Annotated in this window: 7 protein-coding genes and 1 pseudogene; 7 read left to right on the forward strand and 1 reads right to left on the reverse strand. The window is 32.3% G+C overall.

Annotated features, from left to right (window positions below):
• The coding region (locus tag CXF67_RS03320; RefSeq protein WP_180957884.1) for a tyrosine-type recombinase/integrase at positions 1-966 on the forward strand (966 nt) is incomplete at its 5' end.
• A 281-nt stretch (positions 967-1,247) separates the two neighbouring features.
• Complete coding sequence (locus CXF67_RS03325; protein ID WP_145990362.1) at positions 1,248-1,625, forward strand: hypothetical protein; 378 nt, start codon at positions 1,248-1,250, stop codon at positions 1,623-1,625.
• Positions 1,626-1,734: 109 nt separating this feature from the next.
• On the opposite strand, the gene CXF67_RS18065 is transcribed toward CXF67_RS03325, so the two are convergent.
• On the reverse strand, positions 1,735-1,875 hold the full coding sequence (locus CXF67_RS18065) for a hypothetical protein (protein ID WP_180957885.1): 141 nt from the start codon (positions 1,873-1,875) through the stop codon (positions 1,735-1,737).
• 799 nt (positions 1,876-2,674) lie between these two features.
• Here CXF67_RS18065 and CXF67_RS03335 point away from each other — a divergent pair.
• From CXF67_RS03335 to CXF67_RS03355, 5 genes and pseudogenes are all read left to right on the forward strand, one after another.
• Positions 2,675-2,861, forward strand: a pseudogene (locus CXF67_RS03335) (tyrosine-type recombinase/integrase); the annotation flags it as partial.
• Between the two features lie 99 nt (positions 2,862-2,960).
• Positions 2,961-3,851 carry a hypothetical protein gene (locus CXF67_RS03340; protein WP_102087458.1) on the forward strand — a complete coding sequence of 297 codons (891 nt, stop codon included), beginning with the start codon at positions 2,961-2,963 and terminating at the stop codon, positions 3,849-3,851.
• Positions 3,852-4,109: 258 nt separating this feature from the next.
• Complete coding sequence (locus tag CXF67_RS03345) at positions 4,110-5,579, forward strand: serine hydrolase domain-containing protein (protein ID WP_102087459.1); 1,470 nt, start codon at positions 4,110-4,112, stop codon at positions 5,577-5,579.
• Positions 5,580-5,969: 390 nt separating this feature from the next.
• Positions 5,970-6,533 carry a hypothetical protein gene (locus CXF67_RS03350; protein WP_145990363.1) on the forward strand — a complete coding sequence of 188 codons (564 nt, stop codon included), beginning with the start codon at positions 5,970-5,972 and terminating at the stop codon, positions 6,531-6,533.
• Positions 6,534-6,750: 217 nt separating this feature from the next.
• The coding region (locus tag CXF67_RS03355) for a hypothetical protein (protein WP_145990364.1) at positions 6,751-7,142 on the forward strand (392 nt) is incomplete at its 3' end.

Consider the following 7,142-nt stretch of genomic DNA (forward strand, 5'->3'; position numbering starts at 1 on the left):
GATTTTTATAGGCAGCATCCTCGACCAAAAACCAAAAAACCATATAACAAAGGCACACTCAAAACACTAAGAAATACTAAAGAGCTTCTGGAGCGTTTCCAAAAAAATAAAAAGCGGTTAAAGTTTGATGAGATCACTCTCAATTTTCACCAAAAACTATTAAGCTATATGAGTGAAAACGACTATAGCATGAACTACAAAGGCACCATTATTAAAAATATAAAAGCGGTCATGCACGACGCCTTTGAGAGAGACTTTCACAGAAGCCTAGATTATACTAAATCGGCATTTACCAAACCAACAGAAGAAGTTGAAAATGTCTACCTCAATGAAGGGGAAATAAAAAAGATTGCTGAAGTAGATTTGAATGAGGTCTTAAAAAATAAAGATCAAGCTTATTTTGAAAATGACATCAAAAAACCTAGTTTCGAATATCTAGAACGGTGCATAGATTTCTTTCTCATTGGCAGTCACACTGGTTTAAGAGTTTCAGATCTGCTTGAACTCGATCAAAATAACATCTTAACTTTTGAAGAGGCAGGACAAACCATGACCGCAATAGCCATAAAGAATAAAAAAACAGGAAAAAGGGTTGAAATCCCAATAAAAAAAGAGCTTCAAGATATCCTTGAAAAGTATAAAGGCAATTTTCCTTCAAAAGTATCTGATGCTAAAATTAATCTTTACATCAAACCTATATGCAAAGCTGCGGGGATGAACGAACCTGTTGAAATGAAAATCACTGAAGGTGGTAAAACTATAAACACCTCTGTTCCAAAACATGAAAGAGTGTCCAACCATACGGCAAGGCGAAGCTTTTGTACCAATGCTTATAATGCAGGAATGCAGCCCACAGATATCATGACCATATCAGGACACACTACAGAAAAGTCATTTTTTACTTATATCAAATCCACCACTAGAGAGCGTTTTAGTAAAATCAAAGGGCATGCTTTTTTTCAATAGACTCATATGGATAAAAAGTGTTGATAGAAAAGATGCAAAATGGAAACCTAAAAGTGGTCTTTTTTCATAACAACTAATTAAAGCTTCATTACAGGGACAATCGCTAACTATGAGATTTTTAGAAAATGAGTTTCATATTAGTTTTAAAGAGATTATGCGAGAAGAATGAAAGTTAATCACTTAAAAAGTATGATCAATTAGATATGAGAAAAGGCTATTTAGTCATAACATTGCTCCTGACGCTGTCTTTAAGTTCTTGCTTAGATTCAATTTTAGGTGAAATGAAACAAGTTTTTCCTGACAACGATTTAAGCAGAGTTAAAAAATTAGAAATATATAATTACGCCTTAAGAAATAGTAGATCAGTGACAGACTCTACAAGAATCAAGTGGTATACTGACTTTTTTAAAGATTCCACAAATTATTACAGGAAAGAATCAATTGATAGAGAAAGAGGAGAAAAAGCAACTTATAGAATTACATTTATTTCGAAAGAAGACACATTAGATTTATCTGTTTATCCAGCTAAAAGCCGTGATAAAATAGTTGCCGCTTTTTTAGACCCTTACGATCCGAATGACCCCTGGAAATTTAGAAGATATAATCGATTCTACATCCATGATCAGGTCCTTGACTCTTTAAAAGCTAACTTGAAATAATGACGTATATTCAGAATGACTTAGTTCATACCTTTAAGTCATAAAACGCTTTCTTGTCAGACGAAATATTTTCGTTAAAAGTGCATAGATTTCGTCCACACTAGATTAACTAGTTTATATCAACGGCTTTGCAAAGCCGTTGATATGCCGTTGATATGCCGTTGATTTGCCATTGATTTGCCGTTGATTTGCCATTGATTTGCCATTGATTTGCCGTTGATTTGCCATTGATTTGCCATTGATTTGCCATTGATTTGCCGTTGATAAGCCGTTGATGCCCTTGGTAAAGCCTTTGATACCGTTGGTTAATCAAATTTCACTCTCTAATTTAGAACATACAAAGGCTATTAATTGATAAAACCCAAAGTAACTGAGTTTCAATTCAACCAAAATATTGTAAGCTTAAGATTCATCCAAAAATCTGTTATGAAAAAATCACTGTTCCTTTTCATTGTATTCTCACAATTTCTTTTAGAGCACCAGTAACAGGAAAAAATAGGAACAACACCAAGAACAGAATCAGCAACGTCTTTTTATTTACCATTCCTGGATTTGTAATCAACAGTGCATAGATTGTATTACAGGTATTATACAATTGTAATACAGCTTATTCTCCGTTTTCCAATGTTAATTGTCGGTTGATTCTGATGAATTAAATTGTTATAAACCAACAGGGAAAGCAACAGGAAAGCACGAGGAACAAACAGGAACAGCAACGGCATTTATATGTAGCCGTTGCTTTGCTTTTAGATTGATTACCAGTTAAAAATTAAATTCTATTAAATATTTCAAAAAGAGGTAAATAAGGATTGGATAATAAGCAAAGTGAGTCCTTAATTTCAATAGTATAAACTTTAAATCGTGTTTAATATGTCTAAAAAATTTAAAATTATTAACTTCTTGCCGATAATTTATTAACGCTAATTCATGCCTTTTAACGAAGATTCAAGAGTGAAAATTCTAACTAAGCACAATTTAGAATGTGTAATAGCTCAAAAATCTCTTAATTTAATTGTTCCTGAAATCCTATGACAAAACACCAATCAGAAGCAGATACTAGAGCAAAGATCAGAATAACAGTAACTCCTCATATGCTTAGGCATAGTTTTTCTACACATCTCCTAGAGGCAGGAGTTGACTTAAGTATTGGGTCATAGCTCTAGCAAGACCACTCAGATTTATACTCAAGTAGCAACAAATACTTTTAAAACAATAAAAAATCCTCTTGATTTTTAGAATTATATAAAAGATATATAGATCATAATGTTATATATATCCTATATTGGAGGTATATAGAACATTATGTTCTATATACTATTGTTAGCACCAATAAGTATGACAAGAATTTTCATAATATTCATAATTCTCACGTTATCGTCTTGTCAAGCACAAGTTGAAAAGCAAAAAGAAGAGAAAGATTCAAAAGAAGAACTAACGTTAACTAATGAATCTGTCTTGAATTTAAGAGATACAATTGCTCAATTCAATGAAGTCCAAGACAGTCATATTGGATATGCAGGCTCACCAAGCGAACAATATGGGAATTACGAAAAGCTGTTAGGCATAGCTTCCGATAATGACCTATGTCTCCTAACTAAAGACACAAACTATTCTGTAGCTACATATGCAACTTTCGGACTTATAGAAAGGAATAACCCTGCCTTCATAGAAGTATTTGAACGCTTTTTAGCAGATGATAGAAGGGTGAAAACAATGAAAGGATGTATGGTTGGAAGTGATTTCGTTTCCTCTGAAATTTATCATGAGTATTGGAATAAAGTTAGACTTGAATCAGATAATGAAAAAATAGCTCTTCAAAATGATAAGAATCTATTAAAACTAGATAGCCTAATTCTACTATCAGACAGCGCTGAATGGTTGCTATATGATAGAGTCTTCAATAATAGAGTTTTTGGAGATGAATACTCTAGCTTAATTCAAACCCACGCATTTGAAAGAAAAAACATATATGCCATTGAATATTTATTCAAAAACAACCTAGATGAAAAACAAGAAGAAATCATAGCCTCTGTGAAAGAGTATCTAAATAAGGAAGAGATATGGCCGATATACTATGACAAAATTTTTGAAATGCTATTGTCGTTTAAGCAAAATGAACTTAACCAATTATTGGTGTCAGAACTTAAGGACATTAAAAAACAGTACGGTGACAGTAAACTAAATAAGTACAAGAAAATTCTTCGTGAAAATGGAGTAAAAATATAAAGGTGCTAACACTGTATATAGCAAATAGGGCGCTCGGTGGTTTAAGAAAGGTCAGTGCTATTTACCAACACCGCCAAATTTTTAATTTGGCTTTTAAGATGAATAAGTTAAAAACAAAATATAAAAATGTGGCTCAGAGCAAACTTGAAAGTTTATCGCTTTCTACTGCCCTAAATGCCATATACTAAACGTTGGCAATAATTAAAACTAACCTCACGTAACACAATCAAAACTCAATCGTCTCATAATAAACAACCAATGAAAAATATTATTTATTTCCTATTTCTTACAATGGCTATTTCAAGTTGTCAATCAAACAAGAATGAATTTACCAAACAAAAAGATTTCACCTTTCTTACGGACAGTTTAAACATTGACCAACAATTAGAAAATCATAAACTTGCAGGATTTAGCCTTGTGGTTTTTGAAAATTATGACGTAGTTTATTCAAATCAATTTGGACGTAAATCAATAAATTCTGATGAAAAAATAGATGAAAATACTGCATTTTCTACAGCTTCAATGGCCAAACCAATAACCGCTCTTCTTTGCTTTATATTAGAAGAAAAAGGGTTAATTGATTTGGATAAACCAGTAGATAATTATTTAAAACGCTGGAATCTACCAAAGAGTCAATTTACCGAAAACAGTAACCCTACCTGGAAAAATTTTTTGAATCACACTGCGGGTACGAGCCAGCACGGTTTTGCTGATTTCTATGAAGGCGACACCATTCCAACACTTAAAGAAAGCTTGTTGGGTAATATACCTCGTTACGAAAAAGAAATTGAGTTTCTATTTGCACCAGGAACAAATTGGCAATACAGTGGAGGCGGCTATTGCATAATTCAAATGGCATTGGAGGACACTTTAAGCAAGTCCATTGCAGAACTTGCAGAGGAACATATCTTTTTACCTCTTGGTTTAAAAAACACAACAATGGTTCAGCCCAACGAAAAAGGATTTCTTACAAACGTAGCTCTTGTACACGACAAAGATGGTAAAGTAATAAAAACCGGATTACCAATAACACCGCAGGTAGCGGCCTCAGGTCTATGGTCAACCCCTCAAGGGCTCGCTATCATTGCTGTAGAAATACAGAATGCGCTAAGAAATAGGAACAATAAGGTCATATCAAACTATGTCGCTAAACAGCTCACCAAAACAACAACCTTAAAAAATTCAGTGGGTGGATGGTCATATGGTTGGCAGAAATCTTTTGGTACTAATAACATAGATTGGTTTGCTGGTGGCGGTTCCAATACTGGGGTTGGTGGGTGGATCTACGCAACTATGAAAGACGGAAACGGATTTGTTTACTTGGCAAATGGAGAAAAACCCAATAGATTTCCAGTTAATGCATTTGTGAGGAATAAACTATATAAACTTTTTGATTGGGGAGAAAAGATTAATCCTTCAGAAGCTCAGGAAATTTCTGAGGAGATGAGAAAAAGACTTAAAGGCAACTACAATGATTTCCTATATGGGCAGGGAATGCCGGTTAGTATAATAGAAAGAGAGAGTCGCATTTATGTAGAGTCTCCTTTCTTTAAGCATTTTTCAGGTCGAAAAGATAGTGAAATGATCTACTTGAAAAATGGATTATTTAAAATCATTGATTATCCTAATTTTTTAAAATTCAACATGAAAGATGGTAAACCAAATTCTGTGATTATAACAAGAGATAATCTGAATATTAAAATTGAATTAAATGATAGCGAGAAATAACTATTGCCAACAATCTGTATAGTTAATGGCTGCAAATTGTAAAACTCAAAGTAAAGTACTTTTTATAAAGTTTATTGCTTTTCCAAAATTGTAGTATTTTAACACGCCACTAACCATACAGTAAACGTTACCCAACATTTGAGAAAAACCGTTTTCATATTAAACTTAATTTTCAGCACATTAATTTTTGCTCAAAATCCTGAATCGTCAACTCTGTATGAAAAAGAGTATTACGATTTAATAAATTACATCCCGAAAAACTTGGAATTTGACTCAATTAACAAACCTGAAAGTCAACTATTACAATCAGAATTAAATACAATAAGTAGTATTCAAATTTATAGCGGATTTAGAAAAGACTTTAAACTGACCGAAAGTGACAACCAGTGGTTGGACAATAAAATTGAGCAAATTGCAACTGCCCTATTTATTGACGGAAAAAGAATTTTAGTTAGCGCTGTTGGAGGCTATTCAGGTTGTCCCGATAAAATGATTGACACTCTTCGACTAAACTATATCGATATTATTAATTTAAAACTTTGTCATACTTGTACTGATGGTTTTCGAGACGAAAAATTTATCGAAATTTTTAATGACAAAATGTATTCATTAATGAAAATTGAACCACCAAATAGAAAAACAAAACTATTTTATGGCGAATATAAAGGTCGAAACAAAGACCAATTTGAAATTAAACTAATTTTAAAAGAAGACAGAACTTTCAAGTTTTGGGTTAATAAAGGACACGGTTCAGATTTTACAGAAGGGTTGTGGAAAAATATTGATGACACGCTGATTTTGAAATCTCGGAATTTGAATAAGGAAGATGATATAAGTTTTGCTTTGTCAAGTGCGAAGTGGATTGAATTTGATGATTTAAAATTTCGTTTAAGAAAGGGAAAACTGACTGAATTAAATGGTAAAAATCGGAAATTTAAAAAAACAGTCGAATAAAAAACGTTGGGTAACAACGTATATAGCTCATAGCTAGTCAGTTGCTTAATCAAAGTTACGGTATATTTGCGAGTCCGCCAAATTTTTTAATTTGGCTTATTGAGAAAAAAGATAATAAGAAAAATTAAAAAATTCGGCTCGTGCTTAATCCGAAAATAATTTTATAATTTGCACGCTACGAGCCATATACCAGAACGTTAGGCAACATTAGAAAAAAATGCAAACAAGAGATAAAATAAAAATTAAGAATTCATTTGATTCAATATTAAGAGCTGATTATTTATCTCTTGACAAACTTACAGAACTAGATAATTTAAGCGAATATTATTTAGATTTCTTTAATTCTATTAGTAGTATCCTACAGAAGCAAGACAACTATGTTTCAGGAAGGAGAGGCACAGGAAAAACATCTGCCTTATTAAAAGGATATTATGAATGTCTGAAATCAATAAAAAACAATTCTGAATACTTAGATAATAAGATATTACCAATATATATTGACCTTGGTAATTGTGGAGATATTTTTGATAAAGATAATTTTGAGCTTTTTGAAATTCATTTTGTAAGACAAATCATTGATTCTCTTAGAAGACAATTAGAATCGATTTA

Origin of the sequence: Psychroflexus sp. MES1-P1E (genome assembly GCF_002836055.1) — a bacterium.
Lineage (GTDB): Bacteria > Bacteroidota > Bacteroidia > Flavobacteriales > Flavobacteriaceae > Psychroflexus.